The sequence below is a fragment of the Maribacter sp. 4G9 genome, assembly GCF_002742265.1.
In the GTDB taxonomy this organism is placed as follows: domain Bacteria; phylum Bacteroidota; class Bacteroidia; order Flavobacteriales; family Flavobacteriaceae; genus Maribacter.
Genome location: NZ_MDGL01000179.1, coordinates 86,595 through 111,356 on the forward strand (window position 1 = coordinate 86,595; position 24,762 = coordinate 111,356).

21 protein-coding genes are annotated in these 24,762 nt (G+C 41.4%); 17 read left to right on the forward strand and 4 right to left on the reverse strand.

Features of this window, described 5'->3' with window-relative positions; all coding sequences use genetic code 11:
- The first annotated feature begins 111 nt into the window (after positions 1-111).
- From gldK to BFP75_RS18905, 13 genes are all read left to right on the forward strand, one after another.
- Entirely contained in the window at positions 112-1,476 is a 1,365-nt protein-coding gene (gene gldK / locus BFP75_RS18845) for a gliding motility lipoprotein GldK (protein WP_099546875.1), read from the forward strand.
- Positions 1,477-1,548: 72 nt separating this feature from the next.
- The gene (gldL, locus tag BFP75_RS18850) at positions 1,549-2,199 is read left to right on the forward strand and encodes a gliding motility protein GldL (protein WP_099546876.1); all 651 of its coding nucleotides are present in this window, start codon (positions 1,549-1,551) and stop codon (positions 2,197-2,199) included.
- Positions 2,200-2,257: 58 nt separating this feature from the next.
- Positions 2,258-3,817 carry a gliding motility protein GldM gene (gene gldM, locus BFP75_RS18855; RefSeq protein ID WP_099546877.1) on the forward strand — a complete coding sequence of 520 codons (1,560 nt, stop codon included), beginning with the start codon at positions 2,258-2,260 and terminating at the stop codon, positions 3,815-3,817.
- A gap of 61 nt (positions 3,818-3,878) precedes the next feature.
- Entirely contained in the window at positions 3,879-4,766 is an 888-nt protein-coding gene (gene gldN / locus BFP75_RS18860; protein ID WP_099546878.1) for a gliding motility protein GldN, read from the forward strand.
- Between the two features lie 77 nt (positions 4,767-4,843).
- Positions 4,844-5,896 carry an NAD(P)/FAD-dependent oxidoreductase gene (locus tag BFP75_RS18865; protein ID WP_099546879.1) on the forward strand — a complete coding sequence of 351 codons (1,053 nt, stop codon included), beginning with the start codon at positions 4,844-4,846 and terminating at the stop codon, positions 5,894-5,896.
- A gap of 147 nt (positions 5,897-6,043) precedes the next feature.
- On the forward strand, positions 6,044-7,954 hold the full coding sequence (locus BFP75_RS18870; RefSeq protein ID WP_099546880.1) for an ABC-F family ATP-binding cassette domain-containing protein: 1,911 nt from the start codon (positions 6,044-6,046) through the stop codon (positions 7,952-7,954).
- A 155-nt stretch (positions 7,955-8,109) separates the two neighbouring features.
- Positions 8,110-8,985, forward strand: coding sequence for a hypothetical protein (locus BFP75_RS18875; RefSeq protein ID WP_099546881.1), 876 nt, complete (start codon positions 8,110-8,112; stop codon positions 8,983-8,985).
- Positions 8,986-9,155: 170 nt separating this feature from the next.
- Positions 9,156-10,043, forward strand: a complete 888-nt coding sequence (locus BFP75_RS18880; RefSeq protein WP_099546882.1) for a leucine-rich repeat domain-containing protein — start codon at positions 9,156-9,158, stop codon at positions 10,041-10,043.
- A 415-nt stretch (positions 10,044-10,458) separates the two neighbouring features.
- Positions 10,459-11,589: an efflux RND transporter periplasmic adaptor subunit gene (locus BFP75_RS18885; RefSeq protein ID WP_099546883.1), complete on the forward strand. Its 1,131-nt coding sequence runs from the start codon at positions 10,459-10,461 to the stop codon at positions 11,587-11,589.
- Positions 11,589-14,864 carry an efflux RND transporter permease subunit gene (locus tag BFP75_RS18890; protein WP_099546884.1) on the forward strand — a complete coding sequence of 1,092 codons (3,276 nt, stop codon included), beginning with the start codon at positions 11,589-11,591 and terminating at the stop codon, positions 14,862-14,864. Before BFP75_RS18885 ends, BFP75_RS18890 begins: the two co-directional genes overlap by 1 nt.
- Positions 14,864-16,180 carry a TolC family protein gene (locus BFP75_RS18895; protein ID WP_099546885.1) on the forward strand — a complete coding sequence of 439 codons (1,317 nt, stop codon included), beginning with the start codon at positions 14,864-14,866 and terminating at the stop codon, positions 16,178-16,180. Before BFP75_RS18890 ends, BFP75_RS18895 begins: the two co-directional genes overlap by 1 nt.
- A gap of 35 nt (positions 16,181-16,215) precedes the next feature.
- On the forward strand, positions 16,216-16,887 hold the full coding sequence (locus BFP75_RS18900) for a hypothetical protein (protein WP_099546886.1): 672 nt from the start codon (positions 16,216-16,218) through the stop codon (positions 16,885-16,887).
- Positions 16,888-16,899: 12 nt separating this feature from the next.
- On the forward strand, positions 16,900-17,082 hold the full coding sequence (locus BFP75_RS18905; RefSeq protein ID WP_099546887.1) for a CPXCG motif-containing cysteine-rich protein: 183 nt from the start codon (positions 16,900-16,902) through the stop codon (positions 17,080-17,082).
- A 39-nt stretch (positions 17,083-17,121) separates the two neighbouring features.
- Here BFP75_RS18905 and BFP75_RS18910 read toward each other — a convergent pair whose 3' ends face one another.
- Both BFP75_RS18910 and BFP75_RS18915 read right to left on the reverse strand, forming a co-directional pair.
- Positions 17,122-17,802, reverse strand: coding sequence for a head GIN domain-containing protein (locus BFP75_RS18910; RefSeq protein WP_099546888.1), 681 nt, complete (start codon positions 17,800-17,802; stop codon positions 17,122-17,124).
- A 92-nt stretch (positions 17,803-17,894) separates the two neighbouring features.
- The gene (locus BFP75_RS18915) at positions 17,895-18,740 is read right to left on the reverse strand and encodes an AraC family transcriptional regulator (RefSeq protein ID WP_099546889.1); all 846 of its coding nucleotides are present in this window, start codon (positions 18,738-18,740) and stop codon (positions 17,895-17,897) included.
- 142 nt (positions 18,741-18,882) lie between these two features.
- On the opposite strand from BFP75_RS18915, the gene BFP75_RS18920 reads away from it, so the two are divergent.
- The 4 genes from BFP75_RS18920 (at position 18,883) to BFP75_RS18935 (ending at position 23,885) form a co-directional block, all read left to right on the forward strand.
- The gene (locus BFP75_RS18920) at positions 18,883-19,812 is read left to right on the forward strand and encodes a dihydrodipicolinate synthase family protein (RefSeq protein ID WP_099546890.1); all 930 of its coding nucleotides are present in this window, start codon (positions 18,883-18,885) and stop codon (positions 19,810-19,812) included.
- An 8-nt stretch (positions 19,813-19,820) separates the two neighbouring features.
- On the forward strand, positions 19,821-21,548 hold the full coding sequence (locus BFP75_RS18925) for a DUF885 domain-containing protein (protein ID WP_240531836.1): 1,728 nt from the start codon (positions 19,821-19,823) through the stop codon (positions 21,546-21,548).
- Positions 21,549-21,616: 68 nt separating this feature from the next.
- Entirely contained in the window at positions 21,617-22,624 is a 1,008-nt protein-coding gene (locus BFP75_RS18930; RefSeq protein WP_099546891.1) for a 4-hydroxyproline epimerase, read from the forward strand.
- Between the two features lies 1 nt (position 22,625).
- Positions 22,626-23,885: an NAD(P)/FAD-dependent oxidoreductase gene (locus tag BFP75_RS18935; RefSeq protein ID WP_099546892.1), complete on the forward strand. Its 1,260-nt coding sequence runs from the start codon at positions 22,626-22,628 to the stop codon at positions 23,883-23,885.
- Between the two features lie 9 nt (positions 23,886-23,894).
- On the opposite strand, the gene BFP75_RS18940 is transcribed toward BFP75_RS18935, so the two are convergent.
- Entirely contained in the window at positions 23,895-24,314 is a 420-nt protein-coding gene (locus BFP75_RS18940; RefSeq protein ID WP_099546893.1) for a GNAT family N-acetyltransferase, read from the reverse strand.
- Positions 24,308-24,742: a hypothetical protein gene (locus BFP75_RS18945; RefSeq protein WP_099546894.1), complete on the reverse strand. Its 435-nt coding sequence runs from the start codon at positions 24,740-24,742 to the stop codon at positions 24,308-24,310. The genes BFP75_RS18940 and BFP75_RS18945 overlap by 7 nt, the downstream gene beginning before the upstream one ends.
- Between the last annotated feature and the right edge of the window lie 20 nt (positions 24,743-24,762).

The following is a 24,762-nucleotide window of genomic DNA, read 5'->3' on the forward strand; positions in this document are numbered from 1 at the left end:
TAGTATTACATAAAATTTATAATACAATAATTTATTCAAAACATAGTTTTAAGAGTTAGAATAACCTTATAGTATTTGCATTTTAACCATAATCGAAATTTAACCTAAAGTATGAAGAAGCTATTGTTATCATCTATAGCGTTTGTTTTTTTGCTCACAAGTTGTGGGTCAAAGACTAAAGGAGAGCTAGTCGGCGTCCAGGGCAAAAAATGGTATCCGGAAAAACCATATGGAATGGAACTTATCCCAAGGGGTTCTTTCATTATGGGTAAAAGTGAAGAAGATCAAGCCAAAGTATTAAACGCTCCTACCAAGACAGTTACAGTACGTTCCTTTTATATGGACGATACTGAGATTACCAACAGTGAGTACCGTCAATTCGTGGAATGGGTAAAGGATTCCATTACAAGAACCCGTTTGGCCATTTTAGCGGATGAATTAGGATTAGGTCCAGAGGACGGCGGTATTGGCGATTATGCCTTTAAGGATGCGGATACTACCAGAGCTTCGGTGTACGACAAGTATATGTTGGACAACTATTCCGGTATGGGAGAGACCGGTTATGAAGGAAGGGCCTTGAACAAGGATGAAGACCTTATTTGGGACACTTCAGACTATCCAGATGAATACTATGCCGAGGTTATGGATTCCCTATACATACCAGAAGAGGAATCCTATAATGGTCAGCGAAGTATCGATGTTACCAAATTAAAGTACAAGTATAGCTGGATGGATATTGAAGCTGCCGCCCGTGCCGCCAAAAAGGGAAAGGGTAGTAGAAAGGATTTTATCCGCACGGAGGAGTTGGAAATCTATCCTGACACTACGGTTTGGATCAGGGATTTTGAATACTCCTACAACGAACCTATGCATAACGATTACTTTTGGCACGATGCCTATAGCGAGTACCCTGTAGTTGGAATCTCTTGGCAACAGGCAAAGGCTTTCTGTAACTGGAGAACAAAGTTCAAGAACGATGATCAAAAGAGTCGCGGTAAACAATTTGTAAACCAATTTAGGTTACCAACCGAAGCTGAGTGGGAATATGCTGCCAGAGGTGGAATCGAAGGAGGAACTTACCCTTGGGGAGGACCTTATGTAATAAGTGACACAGGTTGTTTTATGGCCAACTTTAAACCGCAGCGAGGTGATTATGCTGCAGATGCTGCGTTGTACACCGTAGAGGCAAAATCCTACGAACCAAACGATTTCAACCTATATAATATGGCAGGTAACGTTGCGGAATGGACCAATTCCAGTTATGACCCAAGTGCATACGATTACGTATCCACTATGAACCCTAATGGAGGAGACCAGTCCAATACACGAAAAGTTATACGGGGAGGATCCTGGAAAGATGTCGCCTACTTCTTGCAAGTAAGTACAAGGGATTACGAATATGCAGATTCTGCACGTAGTTACATTGGCTTTAGAACGGTACAGGATTACATGGGCGAGGAAGATTCAACACAGTAAACAAGTAAACTATTCATATTAATTAATTATTAACCAAATCTTTAGTATTAAACCTTAAATTAAAATTAAATCATGGCACAGTCAAAATCAACAAAAAAATTATTCAACATGGCCTACGGGCTTGGAGCATCGGTAGTAATCATTGGTGCATTGTTTAAAATTCTTCACTGGGAATTTGGCCCTTTAACAGGTGGTCTTTTATTGGCAGTAGGTCTTATTACAGAAGCCCTGATCTTCGCTATTAGTGCATTTGAACCTGTAGATGACGAAGTGGATTGGTCTTTGGTATATCCGGAATTAGCGGGTGGAGAATCCAAAGGAAGAAAGAATGAAGTAGCCGAAGTTAAGGAAGCCGAAACTTCTTTGTCCAAAAAATTGGACGATTTATTGAAAGAGGCAGGTGTTGACGCCAGCCTAATGGAGAGCTTGGGATCTAGCATCAAGAACTTTGAAGGTGCTGCGAAAGGTATCGCTCCTACCGTAGACGCAATGGAATCTACAAGAAAGTATTCAGAAGAAATGGTACAAGCTGCCGCTCAAATGGAATCTTTGAACAGTCTTTATAAGGTACAATTGGAAAGTGCAAGCAGACAAGCTTCCGTAAACGAGGAAGTAGTTCAAAATGCAAGTGCGCTTAAAGAACAAATGGCTTCCCTATCTACAAACCTTTCTTCATTGAATGGTGTTTATGGCGGAATGTTGTCTGCAATGAACAGAAACTAAATTGGATTTTAATAAAACCAAACCAAATCAGTATTAATTAAAATCTAATTAAAAAACCATGGCAGGAGGAAAAGCAACACCACGTCAGAAGATGATCAACCTTATGTATTTGATCTTCATCGCAATGCTGGCGTTAAATATGAGTAAAGAGGTGCTAGCGGCATTCGGTATTATGAATGAAAAGCTGGAGACTTCTAACGAAAAGACAACCGCAAGTAACGAAGCGTTCTTGGGCAGTCTTGAAACGAAGGCATCGGAGGATGCGGCTAAATATGAAAAGCTGTACCAAGATGCGCAGAAAATCAAATCAATGTCCCAAGAGTATTTCGATTATTTGGAATCCCTAAAGGATGGTATGACAGAAGGATTGGAAGACCCAAAGGATTATGCGCGTATGGATAATGCCGATTATTTGGACCAAAAATTCTTTCAAGGTGACAATCTTTCAGAAGGCGGTCAAGAGTTTATGAAAAGACTGACCGACTATAGAGATCAAGTTGCCGCTATCGTACCAGCTACGCTGAAACAATCCGTGATCGATCGCTTTAAAACAGGTGATGAAAATGGTAAAGTGGAGAAAAGAGACGGTACCAAGCAAGATTGGATCAACTATCACTATGAAGGATATCCATTGGTCGCTTCTTTGGCCAAGTTGACTTCTTTGCAAGCTGATGTAAAGGCTACGGAAGAAGCTGCCTTAAAGTCTATGTTGGAAGGAGAGTTGACCAGTCAAGTTTCTCTTAAGAACTTTGCTACATCATTGTCAGCAACAAAGTCTGCTTTTTACGCTGGAGAAAAGTACGATGGTAAGATCATCATCAGTAAAACTGACAACACCTCTACGCCGGTAAGGGCTGAATTAACTTTAGATGGTAGAAAACTTTCTGAAGGTACGGACTATAAGTTGGAAGCTGGAGGCGTTAAAATGCTTATTGGTGCAGGTAATGCCGGGGATCATAAAGTAGAAGGAACGATTTATTTTAAGCAGGATGGCGAGGAAATCGAGGTATCGGTAAGTAACTCTTTTGCTACTATCTCCAAGCCGAACGCTGCTTTGATCGCTGCGGATAAAATGAACGTGGTATATCGTGGAGTTGCCAACCCAATGTCTATCTCCATACCTGGTATCCCAAATAACAAAGTAAGTGCATCCGCACCTGGTTTGAAGTCATTAGGGGGTAGCAATTATGTAATGAACCCAGGAACAGGTAGAACGGTAACGATTTCTGCTTCGGGTACTTTGCCTGATGGGCAAACAGTCTCCTCTAAATCGGAATTTAGAATTAAGGATATTCCAAGACCTGAAGGAACGGTTAGCAAACAGTCCGGTAGTCTTAAACTTCCTAGAGCAAATGTGGAGATTGCTACCGTTGGTGCTATGTTGGATGACTTTGATTTTGACTTGAATCTTGCCGTTAGTGGATTTAAATTCAAGGTACCAGGACAACCAACGGTTAGCGTAAACGGTAACAAGTTGGATGCCAAAGCCAAAGCGGCATTGAGACGTGCCGGTAGAGGTGATGTGGTACAGATCTTCGATATCGAGGCGTACATTACAAATAACAAAAGTTACAAGTTGAAGAAAGTTTCTCCGGTAGTTGTGGAGATAACAAACTAAAATAGTGAATACTACCGGGTAGCCCTACAAGGTTGCCCGGTTAATTTTAAAGTTAACAAGAATGAATTGGAAAAATGTTTTAATAATGGGTGCGGTTACTTTATTGCCCGCCTCCATGATGGCCCAGGCCAATATCTTGAACGCTAAAAAGCCACAGGAAATAGGTGTTCGTACGGAAGAGCAAAAAGCCGTAGACAACGACGCTCCATTGGAATATGGTTACGTGGATGATAGAGACATTCTTTGGTCCAAAACACTTTGGGAAACCATAGATTTGGATGAAAGGGTAAATTTTCCACTATATTATCCTACGGATACTATGGACATTGGTAAAAACAGAAGGTCCCTATACCACGTATTGATAAAAAACCTTAAGGAAGGTAAATTGGAAGCCTATGCGGATTCCTATTTTACGGAAAAAAGGACCTACAATGATCTTGCCGGTGCGTTACAATCCGTGGATACATTGGATTACGGATATGAACAAATGAATGCCGGTGAGCAGGTTTCTGCCGAATATATTACCCGCAGAAATATCACCGCCGGGGAAATTGAGGAATACCATATCAAAGGTATGTGGTATTTTGATAAAAGGCAGGGAGAGTTAAAATATCGTTTATTGGGGATAGCCCCGGTTGCTCCGGACGTAAATTTCATAGACGATGAAAACCCAGATATGGTTGAACTTTTCTGGATATGGTACCCGGATGCCCGTGAAATATTGCATGAGGCCAAGGTCTTTAACCAGCAAAATTCGGCACAACCCATCTCCTATGATATGTTGTTGAACGCAAGAAGGTTTAATGCTGTCATCTATAAAGAAGATAATGTGCATGGTGACCGTAAGGTCAGTGATTACATTGCGGACAATGCGCTTTTCCAATTATTGGAAGCAAAGCGTATCAAAGAAACCATTAGGGACAGGGAACAAGATATGTGGGCCTACTAAGGCAAAAGAAAATTCCAATTCAATAATATAAGCTCCGATATATATCGGAGCTTTTTGTTTATGGCTATTTTTGCCAAATGATGGATTATATTGTTGTGGGCCTTGGATTGGCGGGCGCGGCTTTTTGCGAAACCCTTAGGCGTAATCATAAAGGATTTTGTGTCATAAGCGACCAATCCCAGACATCCTCCAAAGTAGCTGCAGGATTGTCCAATCCCGTAATTTTAAAACGGTTCAACCTAGCTTGGAAGGCTAACGAACTAATGCCCTTATCCAAAAGTTTTTATGAGGAAATGGAGCATGAATTGGGTGAAAAATTACTGATTGACCAACCTATATTGCGAAAATTCAGTTCCATAGAAGAACAAAACCTATGGTTTGAAGCTTCGGATAAGGACTATTTAAATCGATTTTTATCGCCTGTAATTGTAAGGAATACCAACCCTGCTTTGAACGCTCCCTATGATTTTGGAAGTTTACAGGGAGCCTATCGACTAAAAACCGAGGCATACTTGAATGGGTTTCAAAAGAAAGTACTTTCGCCGGATACCTTTCTGCAAGAGTCATTTGATCATGTTTGTTTGAAGGTAATGAACGATGGTGTGGAGTATAAGGGAATCAGGGCCAAGAATGTTGTTTTCGCTGAAGGATATGGTGTTAAGCATAATCCATTTTTCAACTATCTTCCTATACAAGGGTCCAAGGGGGAATATTTAATCATTGAAAGCCATCATCTACAGGAACAGCGTGCCATTAAGTCCTCCATTTTTGTAATACCCCTTGGGGAAAACCTTTATTTGGTTGGGGCGAACTATAATTCCGTTGATAAGGACAATATACCTTCAGAAAGTACCAAGCGAGAGTTGCTATCAAAATTGGAAAGGATAATTAACAGCCCGTATCAAGTGGTTGGACACATTGCAGGTGTTAGACCAACTGTAAAGGACAGAAAACCCTTAATTGGAACGCATCCCATTCATAAGTGCCTTCACGTTTTAAATGGTTTTGGGTCCCATGGCGTCATGATCGCACCTTGGGCTGCTAGGGAATTGTTCGCGTTTTTGGAAGCGGGGGCTTTGTTGGAGGATGAGGTAACTGTAGCTAGATATCAAAATTTGTATTATAGTTGATGTTACACTATAATTTAAGTTATCAGATCTTCTGTGAAATACCGTAGACTTCTTGTCCTTTTTTTTGACCTTTGCAAATCCAAAAAGGCAATCGGTCAATTAATTAATTTCATTGGTTTCCTGTAGGTTTTAAAAACAGAAAATAGCATGCTGAACATTCATAATTTATCCGTTTCATTTGGCGGGGAATATTTATTCGAGGAAATATCTTTTCGGTTAAATGCCGGCAATAGGGTAGGGCTTGTTGGTAAGAATGGAGCTGGAAAATCCACATTGCTTAAGTTGTTGGCCAAGGATATGTCCATAGATTCCGGGACTATTGCCGTTGAAAAGGACATTAAGATCGGTTTTCTCCGTCAGGATATCGATTTTGAATTGGGCAGGACGGTTTTGGAAGAAGCTTATCAAGCATTTAAGGAGCTAAAGCACCTAGAGGCAAAGATGGATGAAATAAATCATCAATTGGCGGAAAGAACGGATTACGAGAGCGAGGCATACAATCAGCTTATAATCGATTTGAGCGATGTCACTTCCCACTATGAAATATTGGGTGGCTATAACTATCAAGGTGAAACGGAGAAAATTTTACAGGGTTTAGGCTTTAAGAGAGAAGATTTTGACAAGAAGGCCGAAACCTTTTCCGGGGGTTGGCGTATGCGTATTGAACTGGCCAAATTATTGTTGCAAAGCAATGATGTACTGCTTTTGGATGAGCCTACGAACCATTTGGATATCGAGTCCATTATTTGGTTCGAACAATTTTTAAACAATTATACAGGAGCGGTCATGATTGTTTCACACGATAAAATGTTCCTGGATAATGTTACCAATAGAACCATTGAAATATCATTGGGTAGGATATATGATTACAATAAACCGTATTTCAAGTATTTGGTATTACGCGATGAAATAAGGCAGCAGCAATTAAGTGCACAAAAAAACCAAGATCGTGAAATACAACAAGCGGAACGTTTGATAGAGAAATTCAGGGCCAAATCCACCAAGGCTTCCATGGCCCAGTCCCTTATAAAAAAACTCGATAAAATCGAGCGCATTGAAGTGGATGAGGATGACAATAGTGTAATGAGCCTTCGTTTTCCTGTTTCCGTTACACCGGGAAAGGTAGTGGTGGAAATGGAGAACCTTACCAAGGCCTATGGGGAAAAAAAAGTTTTGGAAGGCATTGATTTATTGGTGGAGCGCGACAGTAAAACCGCTTTTGTTGGGCAAAACGGACAAGGAAAATCCACTTTGGCCAAAATAATTGTAGGGGAACTGGAGCATAAAGGCCATCTTAAGCTGGGGCACAATGTGCAAATTGGTTATTTTGCCCAAAACCAAGCGGAGTACTTGGATGGGGACAAAACCATTTTGGATACAATGATAGATGCCGCCAATGAATCCAACAGAAGTAAGGTTCGAGATATATTGGGCTCCTTTTTGTTTCGGGGAGATGATGTTGAAAAATATGTAAAGGTGCTTTCAGGAGGGGAACGTAACCGCCTTGCCCTGGCCAAAATGCTATTACAGCCCTTCAATGTACTGGTGATGGATGAGCCAACGAATCATTTGGACATAAAGTCCAAAAACGTGTTAAAACAGGCCTGTTTGAATTTTGAGGGAACACTTATCCTAGTCTCCCATGATAGGGATTTTCTACAAGGTTTAACAAATAAAGTATATGAGTTTAAGGATAAAAAGATCAAGGAATATTTAGGGGACATCGATTTTTATCTAGAACAGCGAAAAGTCAATGATTTTAGAAGTATAGAAAAACGGGAGGAAAAAAAGCAGGAGAAACCTGTTGAAAAAAAGAATACCTCCTTTGAAGACCAAAAGCAATTAAAGAGTTTGAAAAATCAAATCAGCGGGTTGGAAAGTAAAATAGCGACACTTGAAAGGGAAATTAAAAAAATAGATCATGATTTATTATTGAATTATGATGCCACGATCGCCAAGCCAAATTTCTTTGATGACTATCAAAATAAAAAGGCAAGATTGGAAAAACATATGGAAAAATGGGAGGCACTTACATTGGAAATTGAGAGTATCCAATGAAATCAAACATACAGTTTTTGCTGTTTCACAACAACTTGGGGCATTTTCACAACAATAGCTTTCCTTTAAACGATAATTTTTGGTGGTTTATCGTTCTTATAAGAAATTTGTAGGATAATTCTTAAGTATTATAGTATCAACTAACTTCGCGGTATATGAAAAAGCTTCACCTAATTCTTTCGGTATTCATGTTGATTTCGAGCCTTGGTATTGCCAAAGTTTCCAAAACCGAAAAAAAGGCTTTGATAGCGCTCTACAATAGTACAAACGGGGCTCACTGGATAAGAAAGTGGGATTTGAAAAAACCAGTTTCAGAATGGTACGGGGTAAAGGTAGTTGAGGATAAGGTAGTTGAAATCAATTTATTCCATAACAATTTAATGGGCCCTTTGCCTTTGGGAATGTCAAAATTGGAGAATCTCAAGGTTCTGAACTTGGCCTTTAATTCCATTACCGGGGAATTACCAGAGGACTTGGCCCTCTTAACAAGCCTAAAGACACTCAAGTTGGAGATGAACAGACTAAAGGGAGAATTGCCACAAAACATAGGCGGACTTTCAAGTTTGGAGGAACTCACGGCCTTTAACAACTTTTTATCCGGTGGAATTCCAGAAAGTATTGGGGATATAAAGAATTTAAAGGTTTTAAACCTTTCAAGTAATTCCTTGAAGGGGGCTATTCCAAGTTCACTTGGTCAGTTGACCCAACTAGAGACGCTTGGACTTTTTGAAAACACGTTGGAAGGGTCTATACCTGGAGAACTAGGCCACTTGACAAAATTAAAGGAATTGGTATTGGCCAATAATAGCCTCAACGGGGAAATTCCAGAGGAATTCAATCAACTGGCCAGTCTTCAAATCTTTCAAATACAGAACAATAATTTTTCCTCATTTAAGAATCTTGAAAAACTTAAGACAAGGGAATATCTGGTTTTTGATCATGATGGATTTGACAAAAAGTACGAGTTCAAGGAGCTAAAACTTGAAAGAACCAGAATGGCCGATACAAAATACGAAGACATTGAAAATTAAGAGTAGTTTACACTTTTAGTTAGTTTGGTTAAGAAAGGGGCGTTGGTAGCGCCCCTTTTTTGGTTTTGGAAATAAAATAAATACACATTCTTTTCGTTATTAACAGGTGCTTTGTAGTTATAAAAGTATACGGGTATATATTTACTACCATGCGCCTAAAAAACAATTGAATGAACAAAATCTTGTTTAAGGTTGGTTTAATAATTAGCCTCATAGTCTCTAACAGTTTTATCGTTGCCCAAGTTCCTTTGAAGGAACGACAAGCCTTGGAGGAGCTCCACGCCCTTACTTCCGGTTCATCTTGGACCAATAAATGGGACTTAAACGAAACGGTGACTTCATGGTATGGGGTTCATGTAAAGGAGGGCCATGTAGTGTCCATCAATTTGCACCATAACGGACTAACGGGCGAAATACCCGATAATTTTAAGGATTTACCCTATTTGGAAGAATTGAATCTAGCTTTTAACCAACTGAAAGGTAAGCTTCCCCCGTCCCTTTTCAAAAATTCAAGGCTGCAAGTAGTAAGGCTTGAAATGAATTCCCTTTCAGGGACATTGCCCAAGGTGTATGCTTCAGACTCCCAATTAAGGAAATTAAGCTTGTTCAACAATCAATTGGAAGGAGAGATTCCTAGTGAAATCGCGCACGCAAAAGCCTTAAAATCACTAAACCTTTCCAGTAACTTTCTCATAGGCTCCTTGCCGGAAAGTCTTTCTGGTCTTACTCAATTGGAACATTTGGAGCTATTTGGCAACAAACTTTCCGGGGAAATCAGACTTGAGTTAGGTAACATGGTAAACTTAAAGGAATTGGTTTTGTCCTATAATAGTTTTGAGGGGAACCTTCCTAGTAGTACCGCAAATTTGGAACACCTGGAATTGGTACAGTTGCAGGGCAACAATTTTAATTCCATAAGGTCCTTGAGGAAATCAAAATCTGAAGGATTGGCGACTTTCGACAGTGATGATTTTCTAATGAATAACCAGTTTAAGAATAATAAGGGGTTTAGCAGTACAAGGATGGCCGATACAAAATTTGAGGATTCAGAAAATTAATTTTCAAGATGCATTTTATTCAAAAGAGGCGCTTAAAGCACCTCTTTTTTGTTTTAGGGTCAATTAGTTTTAAACCACTTTGCCCAGCATCAATGTTTGCAATTCAAGTTTTATGAAATTTTTAACCTCCTTCAAAGAATACATGGCAGGCGATTTTTTGTAGTTTCGTCGTCTTAAAGAGATTGATATTCATCTAATACATTGATTTTTATTTAGTTAACCTTGTTTATGGGTTTTCTTCTAATGTTTTGGATGGTAGAGTGCATCCCTTGGATTGTCACCCAAAAGTTTAGGAATGCTACAGGTCGTTTCAAGAATTAATTTGGACGTTTCACTTACATAATGGAAGTATTGGAAATATACAGGGCTATATTTGTAGTCGTTTTAAAAATCAATAGTTAAAACCAAAACCACAATGCGAAAAATCATCTTTACCGGACTAGGTATCGTATTAATATTGGCTTCATTTTTCTTGGCGAAAGTGATTATAGACAATAAAAAGGTCTTTAAGCCAAGAGCCCAAAAGGTCGTAAAAACCGTTTTTACCGAAGTCGTTCAGAACAAGACCATTCCAATTGTTGTAACGGCCAATGGTAATTTAACGGCCAAGGAGAGAATGGAGTTGTATGCAGAAGTACAGGGAGTTTTTAAAACGGGGAGTAAACTTTTTAAGGAAGGACAGTCGTACAGGCAGGGCGAGACCATTATCAGTATCAATGACGATGAATATGCAGCCAGTGTTCAATCCGCCAAAAGTAATCTTTACAATGAGCTGACCTCTATTATGCCGGATTTGCGGTTGGATTATCCTGATTTCTATCCCAAATGGCAAAAGTATCTGAACGGATTTGATTTATCAAAAAGTACCCCAAAGTTACCTGAAATGACCTCGGAAAGTGAGCGTTTCTTTATTACAGGCAGGGGTATTTTATCTAGTTATTACAACGTGAAAAATTTGGAACAACGGCTATCAAAATATAGGATCATCGCTCCGTTCACCGGGGTATTGACCGAAGCTCTTGTAACCGAAGGCACCTTGGTCAGATCTGGTCAAAAATTGGGAGAGTTCATCAATCCCGGTGTTTACGAATTGGAAGTTTCGGTGAGTAAATCTTTTACTGATTTATTAAAGGTAGGGGAGTCCGTAGCATTGACAAGTCTAGGTGGTGATGAAACATATACAGGAAGGGTTACTAGAATAAATGGGAGGGTTGACCAGGCTTCCCAAACCATCAAGGCCTATATTGAGGTGGACAATGATAAGTTGCGGGAGGGTATGTATCTAGAAGCGAAATTGGATGCCAAAAAAGAGGAGAACGCCATAGAAATAGATAGAAGCTTACTGTTGGAGGGCGATAAGATTTTTGTAGTAAGGGATTCTGTATTGGATCTTATAGATGTAAAGCCTGTTTATTTTTCAGAGAAAAGCGTAGTGTTAAAGGATGTTCCCAATGGAATGACGATTATGTCCAAACCTTTGATCGGTGCCTATACCGGTATGGCTGTCAAGGTATATGAAGACCAACCAGATAACTCCAAAGGATAATGCGAAAAATTATTGAATACTTTATAAGGTACCATGTTGCTGTCAATGTGGTGGTTATTGCCTTTGCCCTTTTTGGTATCGTGGGGTACAAATCCTTAAAATCCTCTTTCTTTCCGTTATCGGATTCTAAGAACATATCCATTTCTATAACATATCCAGGTGCTTCGCCACAGGAAGTTGAGGAAGGTATCGTTCTCAAGATCGAGGATAATTTAAAGGGCTTGGAAGGTGTTGATCGTGTCACTTCTACTTCAAGGGAGAACAGTGGTACCATCAATATAGAAATTGAGAAAGGAAGGGATATCGATTTTATGCTGCTCGAGGTTAAAAACGCAGTGGATAGGGTACCTACCTTCCCTACTGGTATGGAACCCTTGATTGTTTCCAAATTGGAGGCGGTTCGTCAAACGATTTCCTTTGCCATTAGTGGCGAAAATATACCCTTGGCCACTTTAAAAAACGTCGGCAGGCAGATAGAGAACGACTTAAGGGCCATTCCCGGTATTTCCCAGATAGAAATTTCAGGGTTTCCACAGGAAGAAATTGAGATTGCTGTAAACGAGAATAGTCTATTGGCCTATGGTATTTCCTTTCAGGAAGTGGCCACTGCTGTTGGAAATGCCAATATTTTGGTCACCGGTGGTAACATAAAAACGGAGGCGGAGGAATACTTGATCCGTGCCAACAATCGGTCATATTACGGGGATGAACTTTCCAACCTTATTATAAAGGCGGACCCATCCGGGAGTACGGTGCGTTTAAAGGACGTAGCGGAAATTAAGGACCGCTTTGCCGAAGATCCAAATGCCAGTTACTTTGATGGTAATTTGGCGGTAAACGTGTCCATAACCAGTACCAATACGGAGGATTTGATCCAATCTGCCAACGACGTCAAGTCCTATGTGGAGGAATTCAACCAAAAATATACCAATGTGGAATTGGATATTGTTTCGGATCAGTCGGAAACACTGGTGCAAAGAACCGAATTGCTGGCTGAAAACGCCATCATGGGAATGATTCTGGTATTGATATTCCTGTCACTTTTCTTGAATACCAGGCTAGCGTTTTGGGTAGCCTTTGGATTGCCGGTAGCTTTCCTTGGAATGTTCGTATTTGCCGGATTTTTCAATGTCACCATCAACGTACTATCCTTGTTCGGAATGATCATTGTAATCGGGATATTGGTGGATGACGGTATCGTGATTGCGGAAAACATCTATCAACATTACGAAAAGGGAAAATCGCCTGTACAAGCTGCCGTAGATGGTACCATGGAAGTGTTGCCCCCAATTATTTCGGCAATTATTACAACCATCTTGGCCTTCTCCATCTTTCTGTTCCTTGATAGCCGAATAGGGGAGTTTTTTGGAGAAGTTTCCGTTATCGTAATCCTTACGTTGGTAGTTTCCCTCATTGAGGCCCTGATTATCCTGCCGGCGCATTTGGCGCATTCCAAAGCATTACAACCCTTGGATGATAAGCCTAAAAAAGGATTGGCCAATGCTTTTGCCAAACTAAGGGTTATCAATGATTTTGGAGATAAGATCATGGTTTGGATGCGTGACAAATTGTACGCACCATCCTTGCGTTTCGCCATGCGTTATAAAATTCTCACCTTCAGCTTTTTTGCCATGGCCTTGGTGCTCACTTTTGGTTCTTTGGGAGGAGGTATCATACGAACCGCCTTTTTTCCAAGAATAGCCAGTGATAGGGTGAGTATTGAACTTCAAATGCCCAATGGTACCAACGAAAAAGTTACGGATTCTATCATAAGCCTTATAGAGGAAAAGGCCGAAATCGTAAATCAGGAACTTACCAAGGAATACTTATCCAACTCGGATAAGATGATGTACGAGAACATGATCCGTAGACTTGGCCCTGGATCTTCAACGGCGCAATTGACTATTAATCTATTACCAGGGGAAGAACGGCCGGATGAAGTGGTGGCCGATGTGGTAACGAGAAGAATCGAGGATCTGGTAGGACCGGTTATAGGAGTGGAAAGCCTCATTTACGGTTCCGGAGGAAATTTTGGAGGCTCGCCCGTATCCGTTTCCTTGCTGGGCAACAATATCGAAGAGCTCAAGGCGGCCAAGAATGAACTTAAGGGAATTCTACAGAACAATACCCGTTTAAAGGACATTTCTGACAACGACCCTGCCGGTATCAAGGAAATCCGATTACAATTAAAGGAAAATGCCTATTTGTTGGGATTGGACCTACGAACGGTAATGAACCAGGTGCGGGCAGGATTCTTTGGTGTACAGGCCCAACGTTTTCAAAGGTCACAGGACGAGATCAGGGTTTGGGTGCGATATGACCGGGAAAACAGGTCGTCCATTACAAATTTGGACGAGATGCGTATTGTAACGTCCTCCGGCGACCGTGTGCCCTTAAAGGAAATTGCAGAATATTCCATAGAGCGCGGTGACGTAGCGATCAACAGGTTGGAAGGCCGTAGAGAAATACAGGTATCTGCAGATATGAAGGATATTAAGGATAGCCCTACGGAAATCATGGCCGAAATCCAAAATGTTATCATGCCGGATATTCAGTCCAAGTACCCTACGGTTTCAGCTTCTTATGAGGGTCAGAACAGGGAATTGGGCAAGTTGACCGGTTCGCTTAAAGTTGTTGGTCTTTCCGTTTTGCTTCTTATTTATATTACCATTGCTTTTACTTTTAGGAGTTTTAGTCAGCCCTTAATGTTGCTGCTATTGGTTCCCTTTAGTTTTACGGCGGTCGCTTGGGGACACTGGATCCACGATTTCCCCCTCAATGTACTTTCAATTTTGGGAATTATCGCCTTGATAGGCATCATGGTAAACGATGGCTTGGTACTGATTGGTAAGTTCAACACGAACTTAAGGGAAGGAATGACCTTCGATGCGGCCATTTATGAAGCAGGTAAATCGAGGTTCAGGGCTATTTTCCTTACATCTGTAACCACGATTGCCGGTTTGGCGCCCCTTATGGCGGAAACTAGTAGGCAAGCCCAGTTTTTAAAACCTATGGCCATTTCAATCGCATACGGTATTGGTATCGCGACTGTTTTAACATTATTGATGTTGCCATTGTTTCTGTCCTTTGGAAATAAATTGAAATCGAAAAACAAGATGTTGGCGAGCGGTCACAAGATTACCAAGGAAGAGGTAGAAAGGGCCATCTTGGAGCAAAGGGAAAAAGAACATTTGGAAGGACAAAAGAATCATGGCCCCAACGGAAATCTATTGGAAGAAAAACCATATCATAAAGAATTAGAAGAAACCTTATAATGATAAGATTTAAATTAACAATTTTCCTAGTACTGGTCTCTTTTTTGGGTAGTGCACAGGAAAACCTACTTTCCAAGCAAGAAGCGATTGCGAAAGCTTTGGAGAATAATTTTGGCATCTTGGTGGCCAACAACAATTTAAGGATTGCGGAGAATAACAAAAGCCTTATGAATTCAGGTTTTTTGCCTTCCTTAACAGGAAATGCCGGAGCTTCCTATGATAAAAACAATCAAGAGGCCACTTTTCAGGATGGTAATGTTAGGGTTATTGATGGTGCAGAAACCACAAGGTACAATGCTTCCTTAAACATGAACTATACACTTTTCGACGGTCTGGGAAGAATGTATGATTTCAAGAGACTCAAGGAAGAATATAATTTGAGTGCTCTGGAGACGAGGGAAACTATTGAGACCACCATGCTCCAATTGTTTACGGTCTATTTTGAAGTAGCAAGACTTACCGAGAATATTAATGTATTGGAAGAAACTTTTTCCAATACAAAAAACAGATTGCAAAGGGCGGAATATAGCTTTGAATTCGGCCGTACAAATAAATTGGATGTCTTGAACGCTGAAGTTGACTTGGTCAACGATAGTATAAACCTTATGAACGAGCGGCAAACGCTCAGAAATACCAAAAGGGATTTGAATCTCCTGTTGAACCGTGAGCTCCTTACCACTTTTGAGGTGGATACGGTCGTGACTTTTTCCAACCCTATTAGACTCGAGGAATTTCTTGGGCTTGGAGTCGAAAACAATGTGCGGATTCTTCAAATGAAACAGAATATCAAAATTAACGACTTCACCTTGAAATCCAGTAAATCGGTCTTTTTGCCCACCGTTGGGCTAACAGGATCATATGGTTGGAACCAAGGTAATTTCCCTGCAACCAACTTCTTGGCGTCAAATGTATCTACAGGGGTTTCCGCAGGTCTAAATTTAACTTGGAATTTGTTCAATGGAGGAACAAGTATTACCCAAATAAAGAATGCCAAGATTTTACTGGATAACCAAGAGATATTGGAAAATCAGACCATTCAAGAGGTGAAACGGGATATTGAAAACGCCAAGGACGATTATAGAAACCGACTTGATATACTGGCACTGCAAGAGAAAAATGTAATAACGGCGCAAAACAATTTTGATCGATCTAACGAGCAATATAAACTGGGGCGAATTACCTCCGTAGAACTAAGACAGGCACAGCTCAATCTTTTGAATGCCCAGACCAACAAAAATTTTGCCAAATACGATGCCAAATTGGCGGAATTACAATTACTTCAGTTGACCGGGCAATTATTGAACATTGAAATATAATAGGAATAGGTCAACAACTTATTAAGTATACAACTATGTACAAGGATAAAACGGACAAGGAACTTTTGGAGGTGTTGGAGCAATATGCCATGTTGACTTTTGAGTCCCAACTTATATTGAAGGATGAGATTAGGGAAAGAGGTATCATTGCCGATACTGCAGGATTGGATGCCGCTATCGACGATAAAATATCGCGAATCAAGAATTTTGAATATTTAAAGGATTTTGGCTTTAAGGCTGAGACCATGGCGGATAAATTCTTGGTAACCAGAACCCTAAATGCCACTTTAACAGATGTCTTTGCGGTCATATTGGGCCTTGTCTTATTCTTTTTGGGGGTCAACGGGGTTGTCAACCTTGTAATGACCTTCGTAAATGGCGATGAAATTGACGTGTTTACCCTGGCCGTCAAGTTTGCCATGGCGGGACTTGTTTTTGTTGGCATTAAATTCTTTAGTGGCTTAAAACGCTTGTTTGATTATACCGGATTTGAGTTGGCACGAACGGATGGCGATATTACCCTTAAAAAACGCTTTGATATAAAGTTGGAAGAAATAAAGGCAAAGGCATCGGATTTATTTTTGGACAGGAATGAAGATGATTTGATGCTTAAACTGGGTAATGAAGTCATCTTTACTTCCAATGCACAGAATTTGGTTCAAAGAATGACCTTGGAGGAACTGACAAAGCGCCTCAAGGGAAACTAGCTTTTTTCAACTATGTACGAACACTTCTTTCAATGTCCCTATTGTTGGGAAGAGGTTTCCATGCTTATGGACCCATCAATTTCCAGGCAAACGTATATAGAGGATTGTGAGGTATGTTGTAATCCCATTGAAGTAGCCCCAGAGTTCCAAAACAATGAATTGGTAGGTTTTGAGGCTAGGGAAATTGGGCAATAATACCAGTTCTGGCTCATTCCTAAATTGGAAATGGTATAACTAATCCATTTCTTCAATCTTACCTCCAAAGACTTTGTCCCTTTTCACGTTCTTGGGTTTGCCGTAAATATAAATTGAACCACCGGCCTTTACTTTGGCATTTACTTCCTCCGTGGCTTTAACATCGGCCCTACCGCCTGCCATCACGGTTACTTCGGTCACCTCCGTATTCAAATCCTTGCAATAGGCCTTTCCGCCCGTATTCACGGAAACTTCCTGTTTTTTACTGCTTCCCGTTAGGTTTATTTCACTTCCGGATACGGAACGAACGTAGACTTCCTCCAAATCGACCTTTAGGTCAATGATTCCACCTTCCTGTCCTTTGATTTCGACTTTGGAACCTTTAAAGGTTTCTTCAGAAATAATTTTTGCATTTTCGTTGACATCCAGCAACGTGAGGTCTTCCGTGTAGTACAAGGTGCCCTTGGCCTCATCGCCGTCCATAAAATTGCCAAACTCCATCTTGATTTTTAGAAGTCCGTTTTTGTTGGATATTTCCACTTCGTCACGGTCGTCTCCCGTAATCACCAATTTGTTCTCATTGCTCTTCACCAATGAAATAACAATACGGTCATAAACCTTGAGCTCGGTGAATTTGTCAAGGGTCTTGGTATTGGCTTTTTGCGCGATACAAAAAGAACTGATCAATGCGAAACTTATGTTAAATAACCAGATTTTCATTTTAGGTTTTACTTTTTGGTGCTTGTTATTGCCCGTTAAATTACGATTAATCTTTCAAATGTGATAGGAATTAAACATGCCTCAATAAAAGATTAGGGTAGGGTGGCCCTATATTGGGTTGGGGTGATTCCCTTCAGTTCCTTGAACCTTCTATTAAAATTGGATTGTGATTGAAAACCACAGGCTTCTGCAATTTCGCTGATGGACATGGAATTGGATCGGGCCAATTGCTGGGATGCGTGTGCTACCCTATATTCTATTAAAAAGTCCATAAAGCTTTTGTTGGTATGTTTTTTAAAGAACCTACAAAAGGAGTTTTTGGTCAAATAGCTCAACGAAGCTACTTCTTCCAATGGTATGGGCCTATGGAAGTTTTGTATCACCAAATCAAAAATGCGCTGCAAACGTTCGCCCTCATCCAAACTCCTGACTTTTGTAGGTGCCGAAATGGAGAGTATTTGATCGGGATGGTCGCACAACCTGCTCAATAGCTTCAACAATCCCAAAAAACGGTCGAACCTATTTTTATGTTCCATCGCTTTTATGAAATGACCAAGTTTCTTTTGATTTTCCAGGACTCGAAATCCAGTTTGCGCTTTTTCAAAAAATCTTCGCACCTCCTGTAGTTCCAATAGATGGAAAAAATGCTCCCCAAAGGATTCCTTGGTAAAAAAGAGGGTGTACATTTTTGAAGCTGTATTGCCAATATCCTCACTTTTAAAAAGATGGGGGATATTGCTTCCTAACACAAATAGATCTGTGGAGTTGTATTGATGGATGCCATCCATGAGAACCAGCTTTCCGGTACCCTGTTCAATATAGCTGATTTGTATTTCTTCATGTTGGTGAAGCTTATCATAAAACCGTTCCTCCCTGTCAATTTGAAATACCAAATTTTCGGAGGGAGACTTCGGGATGATGAACGGTAATACCTTCATAAGCTAAAAATAGTTTTAATTATCCATTAAAATTGAAAAAAATATAATAATTGGGGTAATATAGTATTGATTTAGGATAAAATCCAATTGGTTGCTTTTAAGGACGTATATGTATTTTTATACAATTAAAATATACAGAGTTATGGCACTTTCATGGAGCGGGGTAATGCCCGCGGTTACTACAAAATTTACAAAGGACGGAGCGTTGGACCTAGAAATGTTCCAAGTGAACATAGAGGCCCAGGTAGCTGCCGGGGTAAATGGAATAATATTGGGAGGTACCCTTGGCGAGGCAAGTACGCTTACAGGTGATGAAAAGGAGACCTTATTGAAGAAGACTATTGGGATTGTGGACGGAAAGGTTCCCGTAATATTGAATATCGCGGAGCAGACCACCCAAGGTGCCAAGGATGCCGTGAAGGCCGCGGAGAAAAATGGCGCTTCTGGTCTAATGATGTTACCTCCAATGCGCTATAAGGCGAACGATCTGGAAACTGTTACCTATTTCCAAGAAGTGGCAAGAAGTACGGATTTGCCCATCATGATTTACAATAATCCTATTGATTATGGAATCATGGTGACCTTGGATATGTTCGAAACCTTATTGGAGGAAAAAAATATTACGGCCGTTAAGGAAAGTACACGCGATATTTCCAATGTTACACGTATAAAGAACCGTTTTGGCGACAGACTCAAGGTATTGACGGGTGTGGATACCCTTGGTCTTGAAAGCTTATTGATGGGTGCCGAAGGATGGGTCGCAGGACTGGTATGTGCCTTTCCAGCGGAAACGGTCGCCATTTATAAATTGGCAAAGGCCGGAAGGATCATGGAGGCTTTGGAAATTTACCGATGGTTCCTGCCTCTATTGGAATTGGATATCAATCCCCAGCTAGTACAGAACATAAAATTGGCAGAGGTCGCCACGGGCATAGGCACGGAAAATGTAAGGGCTCCAAGACTTCCTTTACAGGGGGCCGAGCGGGAAAGGGTCTTGAAAATTATCGAAATTGGTATGGCGACCAGGCCTCAACTACCTGAATATTTGCATTTGGAGGAAACCATTTCATAGATGAAAGGATGATGGCAAGACGGATTTTTAAGCGAATTTTTACCCTATGGGTAGGTACATTACTATATCTAAATCCCCTTCAGGCACAAAAGGAAGTCTTGGAAAAAATCATCGGGGAGGTGGAGGCATTTGAACTGTATGACCGGAACGAATTCCCCCTTGGCCGATACTTGCCCGAAGTCTATAAAAAGGATGCCGATTTTGCATCGGAACAGTTGGCAAAACTGGAATCTGTGGAAACGGATGATCTTTCCGAAACCGAGTTGATATCCTTGGAATTACTAAAATTTAGTCTCCAGAATAGGGTGGACGAGTATAATTTCGGTCTGTATCTAAACCCCATTCAGGCGGATCAAGGTTTTCATCTTAGCCTTAATTATCGCATACGCCCTATACGGGATTATGAAAGTGCCAAGCATTATTTGAACGCGCTCAATGATATGCCCCGCTTTGCCGAGGAACATTTTCAAGTATTGCGAATGGCCTTGGAAAGGAAGGTTTCGCAACCAAAGGCAATTTTTGAGGGATATGAATCCACCTATAAACAACATATCACGAAAAATGTTGCCGAGAATGCATTTTACGGGCCCTTTATGGACCTACCCTCATCCTTTACACCAGCACAAAAGGATTCCATTCTAAATGCGGCCAAAGTGGCCATTGAGGCATCGGTGGTGCCTACCTTCAAAAGAATAAAGGAGTTCTTTGAATCGGAATACTTGCCCCGTACCCGAAATACGTTTGGTATTTCCGCCACACCAGGAGGGGCTGAACTCTATCAGAACAGGGTAAATTTTTATACCACTACGGATACCTATACGGCCAATGATATACACGAGATAGGGTTAAAGGAGGTAGCACGGATACGGTCTGAAATGGAGGGAATCATCAAGTCCGTCGATTTCAAGGGAAGTTTTGCCGATTTCCTGAGGTTTCTTCGCACAGACCCACAGTTTTACGTGACCGATGGCGAGGAGTTGTTAAAGGAAGCCAGGAACATTGCAAAGCAAATAGATGCCCAATTACCGGCTTATTTTTCCACTTTGCCAAGAAAACCCTACGGAGTCATAAAAGTACCGGATGCCTTGGCTCCAAAATATACGGGCGGTAGGTACTCCGGCTCTCGAAGTCCAACAGAACCCGGGTATTATTTGGTAAACACCTATAAATTGGACAGCAGGCCATTGTACGTATTGCCGTCCTTGACCCTTCACGAAGCGGTTCCCGGCCATCATTTGCAGGGGAGCCTCAATCAGGAATTGTCCGATAGTATACCCCAATTCAGAAGGGATATGTACCTCTCCGCCTTTGGGGAAGGATGGGCCCTGTATACCGAGTTTTTGGGCGATGAAATGGGCATGTACAAGACACCGTACGAAAAATTTGGCAAGCTCACCTATGAAATGTGGCGCGCAACCCGTTTGGTGGTGGATACGGGCATTCACGCCAAAGGTTGGACAAAGCAACAGGTCTTGGACTTTATGAAGGACAACACGGCACTCTCCTTACATGAAATCAATACGGAAACGGACCGATATATCGCTTGGCCGGGACAGGCCTTGTCCTATAAAATGGGCGAATTGAAGATCAGGGAGTTAAGAACCAAGGCAGAAGCGGAGCTTGGCCCCAAATTTAATATTCGGGAATTCCATGAGGTTATTTTGGGCCAGGGTACGGTTACCTTGCCCATTTTGGAAAGAAGGGTGAACGATTATATTAAAAGAGAAAAGGCCTAGGAGCGAACCATAAATTTGAGCGAACTTCGGAGTACAAATTCCAGCATATCCAACAAAATAGAAATTGAGTGAAAAGCCATGTGTTTAAATGTGTTGATGGCCATACCTGCGGAAATCCGGTAAGGCTTATTGTTAAAGGTGCGCCGGATTTGAAAGGTGCGAATATGAGCGAAAAGCGACTCCATTTTATGGAAGAGTTTGATTGGATCAGGAAGGGCCTCATGTACGAGCCTAGGGGCCATGACATGATGAGCGGGGCCTTTTTGTATCCGCCTACAGATCCTAAAAATGATTTTGGCATTGTCTTTATAGAAACGAGTGGATGCCTGCCTATGTGCGGGCATGGCAGTATTGGCGTAATAACGATGGCCATTGAGGAGGGAATCGTGGTTCCCAAGGAGCCAGGGAAGATCAGAATGGAAGCCCCGGCCGGTTTGGTGGAAGTTACATACCATCAGAACGAAAATAAAGTGGAGTGGGTAAAATTGGTCAATGTAGGCTCCTATTTGGCAGCATCTGATTTGACGGTCTCTTCCAGTTTTTTGGGTGAGCTTGTTTTTGATGTTGCCTACGGCGGAAACTACTACGCCATCTTTGATCCACAGGGAAATTTTTCGGGATTGCAAGATTATTCCGCATCGCAACTGATAGAAATGGCCCGGGAGCTTCGGCAGGACATCAACTTAAAATATCCCGAAAGGTTCGTGCATCCAGAAAATCCTTCCATCAAGGATGTGAGCCATATTCTTTGGACGGGCACTACCATTTCCCCCGATGCTACGGCCAGAAATGCCGTATTCTATGGGGATAAGGCTATCGATCGTTCTCCATGTGGCACCGGGACATCGGCAAGGATGGCACAATGGCATGCCAAAGGGAAACTGGGAATGGGAGAGGAGTTCATACATGAAAGTATCATCGGTTCAAAATTCATAGGTATGGTGGAATCGGAATGTAAAATTGGTAATTTTACGGGCATAGTACCTAGCATTAAGGGTTGGGCCAGAAAGTATGGCTATAATGAAATCAGTATTGATGATTCCGACCCTTATTCAGAAGGTTTTCAAGTAATCTAATATGGCGGCGAAAAAAAAGACATTGATTATAGGTGCTGGCATTATGGGGCTTTGTTCGGCCTATTACCTGCATAAAAAAGGACATCAGGTCACGGTTTTGGAAAAATCCAATGGCGGCCAGGGAGCCTCCTTTGTAAATGCCGGATACCTCACTCCCAGCCATATCGTTCCAATGTCGGCCCCGGGGGTGATTACGAAAGGATTGTCCATGATGATGGACAGTAAAAGCCCTTTTTATATCAAGCCACGGTGGGATACCGATTTTTTTAAATGGGCTTGGGCCTTTCATAAATCTTCTACCCAAGTAAAGGTGGACAGGGCCGCTCCCATCATTAAGAACATCAACCTTTTGAGTTCCAGTTTGTACGATGAAATAAAGGAATCGAGGGATTTAGGGGACTTTCATTTGGAAAAAAAAGGACTTCTGATGATCTACCAGACCGATGCCTATGGGGATGCCGAGAAAAAAGTAGCCGCAACCGCAAAGGGATTTGGGTTGGAGGTTTCACATTTGGAAACCGATGAATTAAAGAAGCTGCACGGGGACACGGAAGTTATTGGGAAGGGCGCCCTTCATTATTTTTGCGATTCCCATACCACGCCCACGGTTTTCATGGCCAAAATGAAGGAGTATCTTTTGAACAATGGTGTTCGAATAAAATATGGCGAAGCGGTAACGAATTTCGATTATTCAAACGGTGTTATCAGCAAAGTCCAAACAGAAAAGGAAACCTTCCATCCTGATAATGTGGTTTTGGCTTCGGGATCTTGGAGCAATGATTTGGTAAAACAATTGGGGATTACATTACAGGTACAGGCCGGAAAAGGGTATTGTATCGATGTGCACAGGCCTACGGGAATAAAATTGCCGGCCATCTTAATGGAAGCCAAAGTAGCGATTACGCCAATGGCAGGATTCACCCGGTTTGCCGGAACCATGGAGTTTTCCGGGGTAAATTATGATATTAATTTGAATAGGGTGGAGGCCATTGCAGAAGCTGTAAAGAAATTCTATCCAAGCATTGAAATAACCCAAGAGGAAATCAAGAATGCCAAATGTGGTTTACGTCCTGTATCGCCGGATGGTCTTCCCTACATAGGTAAGTCGGGCCATTTTGATAATTTATTTATTACGACCGGCCATGCCATGATGGGCTGGAGTTTGGGCCCGGCCACGGGAAAATTAATATCGGAAGTCATGGAGGCCAATGAGCCGTCCATGGATATCAGCCCTTTTGATCCCGACAGAAGTTTTGGGTAATGCTATAATTTAAAGTTGATTGAAATACCAAACATTCATACTTTCCAAGGCATCGCGCACAAAGGCATTGTTCGTAAGTGTACCTGCATATTTAAAACCGTGCTTGCTGTAGGTGATGTTTAAACCATAGGAAGTGGCCCTAGCCAAGGCATAAATCGTCGTGCAATTCACCTCGTTCATGAGCGTTTTAATTTCTTGGACCAAGTAATAGGAGAGGTTTTGGCCCCTAAAATCCGGATGGGTGGCAAAATCTACAATTTCTAGGTTTTCCTCTTTTGTGTGTACCCTTAATATAGCCGATACCAAGAGATCTCCCTTCACGAACAGGCCATGAAATTGATGGTCCATATCTTCCAACTCCTCAAAATCCTGTTCTCTTTTTATATGCTTGGGATGGTATTTATAGGCCTTTTCGTGTAATGCTACCAAGGCGGAAAATCATTTTTGCCCAATTTTCGTACCGTATAGTCTTTGGGTATGCCCATGTGCGGATTTTCATTGGGCTTATTGGCGGCCATTGCAATGGTCTTTACCGTTTCAATCGTTTTCAATTGTTTTTTATCGCACTGGTGCCTGTTTTGGTTCAAATAATCCGCCAAAAAATAACCTGTAACCTTTCCATTGTACAATCCGGGTATTTTTGCCTCTATCATATAACCGTTGGATTCAAAATGGGGGATGGCATTTTCAGGGACCCTGCTCAGGATTTTATCGTACTTCCGTTGTTTGGCCAATTCCGTCATTTTAGGCAGGATGGCATCAATTTTTTCGGAATCTATTTCCGATAGGTAAATACGATTGTGGATTTCGCCGTGATATATGGTCGCCCCGTCAATATTCTCTACTGTTTCAAACATTTTGTAGGATTTAATTAGGT

Coding starts and splice junctions, on each gene's coding strand:
- gldK (WP_099546875.1), top strand. CDS start 112: ATGAAGAAGCTATTGTTATCATCTATAGCGTTTGTTTTTTTGCTCACA.
- gldL (WP_099546876.1), top strand. CDS start 1,549: ATGGCACAGTCAAAATCAACAAAAAAATTATTCAACATGGCCTACGGG.
- gldM (WP_099546877.1), top strand. CDS start 2,258: ATGGCAGGAGGAAAAGCAACACCACGTCAGAAGATGATCAACCTTATG.
- gldN (WP_099546878.1), top strand. CDS start 3,879: ATGAATTGGAAAAATGTTTTAATAATGGGTGCGGTTACTTTATTGCCC.
- BFP75_RS18865 (WP_099546879.1), top strand. CDS start 4,844: ATGATGGATTATATTGTTGTGGGCCTTGGATTGGCGGGCGCGGCTTTT.
- BFP75_RS18870 (WP_099546880.1), top strand. CDS start 6,044: ATGCTGAACATTCATAATTTATCCGTTTCATTTGGCGGGGAATATTTA.
- BFP75_RS18875 (WP_099546881.1), top strand. CDS start 8,110: ATGAAAAAGCTTCACCTAATTCTTTCGGTATTCATGTTGATTTCGAGC.
- BFP75_RS18880 (WP_099546882.1), top strand. CDS start 9,156: ATGAACAAAATCTTGTTTAAGGTTGGTTTAATAATTAGCCTCATAGTC.
- BFP75_RS18885 (WP_099546883.1), top strand. CDS start 10,459: ATGCGAAAAATCATCTTTACCGGACTAGGTATCGTATTAATATTGGCT.
- BFP75_RS18890 (WP_099546884.1), top strand. CDS start 11,589: ATGCGAAAAATTATTGAATACTTTATAAGGTACCATGTTGCTGTCAAT.
- BFP75_RS18895 (WP_099546885.1), top strand. CDS start 14,864: ATGATAAGATTTAAATTAACAATTTTCCTAGTACTGGTCTCTTTTTTG.
- BFP75_RS18900 (WP_099546886.1), top strand. CDS start 16,216: ATGTACAAGGATAAAACGGACAAGGAACTTTTGGAGGTGTTGGAGCAA.
- BFP75_RS18905 (WP_099546887.1), top strand. CDS start 16,900: ATGTACGAACACTTCTTTCAATGTCCCTATTGTTGGGAAGAGGTTTCC.
- BFP75_RS18910 (WP_099546888.1), bottom strand. CDS start 17,802: ATGAAAATCTGGTTATTTAACATAAGTTTCGCATTGATCAGTTCTTTT.
- BFP75_RS18915 (WP_099546889.1), bottom strand. CDS start 18,740: ATGAAGGTATTACCGTTCATCATCCCGAAGTCTCCCTCCGAAAATTTG.
- BFP75_RS18920 (WP_099546890.1), top strand. CDS start 18,883: ATGGCACTTTCATGGAGCGGGGTAATGCCCGCGGTTACTACAAAATTT.
- BFP75_RS18925 (WP_240531836.1), top strand. CDS start 19,821: ATGATGGCAAGACGGATTTTTAAGCGAATTTTTACCCTATGGGTAGGT.
- BFP75_RS18935 (WP_099546892.1), top strand. CDS start 22,626: ATGGCGGCGAAAAAAAAGACATTGATTATAGGTGCTGGCATTATGGGG.
- BFP75_RS18945 (WP_099546894.1), bottom strand. CDS start 24,742: ATGTTTGAAACAGTAGAGAATATTGACGGGGCGACCATATATCACGGC.